We start from the raw sequence: 2,749 nt of genomic DNA on the forward strand, positions 1-2,749 counted from the left end.
AGGATCAAGCGTCTGAAGGGCATCTGGTGGATGCCTTGGCACTGAGAGGCGATGAAGGACGCAGCACGTTGCGATAAGCCATGGGGAGCCGCGAGCAGGCTTTGATCCGTGGATTTCCGAATGGGGCAACCCACCGCGCAAGCGGTATCCCGCACTGAATTCATAGGTGCGGGAGGCGAACCCGGCGAACTGAAACATCTAAGTAGCCGGAGGAAAGGACATCAACCGAGACTCCGCTAGTAGTGGCGAGCGAACGCGGACCAGGCCAGTGGCTGAACCGACACAACCGGAAGCGTCTGGAAAGGCGCACCAGAGCGGGTGATAGTCCCGTACGGGTAAACCAGGTTCAGTCCTCGAGTAGGGCGGGGCACGTGAAACCCTGTCCGAACATGGGGGGACCACCCTCCAAGCCTAAGTACTCCTCAGTGACCGATAGTGCACCAGTACCGTGAGGGAAAGGTGAAAAGCACCCCGACGAGGGGAGTGAAACAGTTCCTGAAACCGGATGCCTACAAGCAGTCGGAGCGGCCCTGCGCCGTGACGGCGTACCTTTTGTATAATGGGTCAGCGACTTACAGTAAGCAGCGAGCTTAAGGCGGTAGCCGGAGGCGCAGCGAAAGCGAGTCTGAACAGGGCGCGTGAGTTGCTTGCTGTAGACCCGAAACCCGGTGATCTAGCCATGGACAGGTTGAAGGTGCGGTAACACGCACTGGAGGACCGAACCCACGCCTGTTGAAAAAGTCGGGGATGATCTGTGGCTAGGGGTGAAAGGCCAATCAAACCGGGAAATAGCTGGTTCTCCGCGAAAGCTATTTAGGTAGCGCGTCGGGCGATTGCCCACGGGGGTAGAGCACTGGATGGGCTAGGGGGCCTCGCGGCTTACCAAACCTAACCAAACTCCGAATACCGTGGAGCACAGCCCGGCAGACAGACGGTGGGTGCTAAGGTCCATCGTCGAGAGGGAAACAGCCCAGACCGCCAGCTAAGGCCCCCAAATCACGGCTAAGTGGGAAAGGATGTGGGAAGGCCATGACAACCAGGAGGTTGGCTTAGAAGCAGCCATCCTTTAAAGAAAGCGTAATAGCTCACTGGTCTAGTTAAGCCGGCCTGCGCCGAAAATGTATCGGGGCTCAAGCCGTGTGCCGAAGCTGCGGATGTGTCTATGACACGTGGTAGCGGAGCGTTCCGTAAGCCTGCGAAGGGCGTCCGTGAGGCCGCCTGGAGGTATCGGAAGTGAGAATGCTGACATGAGTAGCGACAAACAGTGTGAGAAACACTGTCGCCGAAAGTCCAAGGGTTCCTGCGCAAGGTTAATCCACGCAGGGTGAGCCGGCCCCTAAGGCGAGGCCGAAAGGCGTAGTCGATGGGAACCACGTTAATATTCGTGGGCCAGCGGGTGTGTGACGAATGGGAAAGCGTGTCGGGCCTGATCGGATTGGCCCGGCTGGGGACCCGTTCCAGGAAACAGCCCCCGCATCAGACCGTACCCCAAACCGACACAGGTGGACTGGTAGAGCATACCCAGGCGCTTGAGAGAATGGTGTTGAAGGAACTCGGCAAATTGCCCTCGTAACTTCGGAAGAAGAGGGCCCCGTCCGTGCGCAAGCAGGGGCGGGGGGCACAGACCAGGGGGTGGCGACTGTTTACTAAAAACACAGGGCTCTGCGAAGCCGTCCAAGGCGACGTATAGGGTCTGACGCCTGCCCGGTGCCGGAAGGTTAAGAGGAGGGGTTCACGCTCCGAATTGAAGCCCCGGTAAACGGCGGCCGTAACTATAACGGTCCTAAGGTAGCGAAATTCCTTGTCGGGTAAGTTCCGACCTGCACGAATGGCGTAACGACTTCCCCGCTGTCTCCAACACCAACTCAGCGAAATTGAACTCTCCGTGAAGATGCGGAGTACCCGCGGTCAGACGGAAAGACCCCGTGCACCTTTACTACAGCTTTGCAGTGGTGCTAGGGATCTCATGTGTAGGATAGGTGGGAGGCTAGGAAGCCGGGGCGCCAGCTCCGGTGGAGCCATCCTTGAAATACCACCCTTGAGGTCTCTGGCATCTAACCGCGCTCCGTTCATCCGGAGCCGGGACCCTGCATGGCGGGTAGTTTGACTGGGGCGGTCGCCTCCCAAAGCGTAACGGAGGCGCGCGATGGTGGGCTCAGAGCGGTCGGAAATCGCTCGTCGAGTGCAATGGCATAAGCCCGCCTGACTGCAAGACCGACAAGTCGAGCAGAGACGAAAGTCGGCCATAGTGATCCGGTGGTTCCACGTGGACGGGCCATCGCTCAACGGATAAAAGGTACGCCGGGGATAACAGGCTGATGACTCCCAAGAGTCCATATCGACGGAGTCGTTTGGCACCTCGATGTCGGCTCATCACATCCTGGGGCTGGAGCAGGTCCCAAGGGTTCGGCTGTTCGCCGATTAAAGTGGTACGTGAGCTGGGTTTAGAACGTCGTGAGACAGTTCGGTCCCTATCTGCCGTGGGTGTCGGAGTTTTGCGAGGATCTGTCCCTAGTACGAGAGGACCGGGATGGACAGACCTCTGGTGCACCGGTTGTCACGCCAGTGGCATGGCCGGGTAGCTAAGTCTGGACGGGATAACCGCTGAAAGCATCTAAGCGGGAAACCCACCTCAAAACCAGAACTCCCTTGAGAGCCGTGACAGACCATCACGTCGATAGGAGGCATGTGGACCGGCGGCAACGCCTGAAGCTGAGCCTTACTAATCGCTCGATCGGCTTGATCCTTC

At 58.6% G+C, this 2,749-nt stretch carries 1 rRNA gene; it reads left to right on the top strand.

Annotation, left to right across the window (positions count from 1 at the left end):
- Nucleotides 1-2: 2 nt before the first annotated feature.
- Nucleotides 3-2,747 (top strand): 23S ribosomal RNA (locus QSG27_RS27690).
- Nucleotides 2,748-2,749: the final 2 nt, after the last annotated feature.

Origin of the sequence: Azospirillum isscasi (assembly GCF_030849505.1) — a bacterium.
Lineage (GTDB): Bacteria > Pseudomonadota > Alphaproteobacteria > Azospirillales > Azospirillaceae > Azospirillum > Azospirillum isscasi.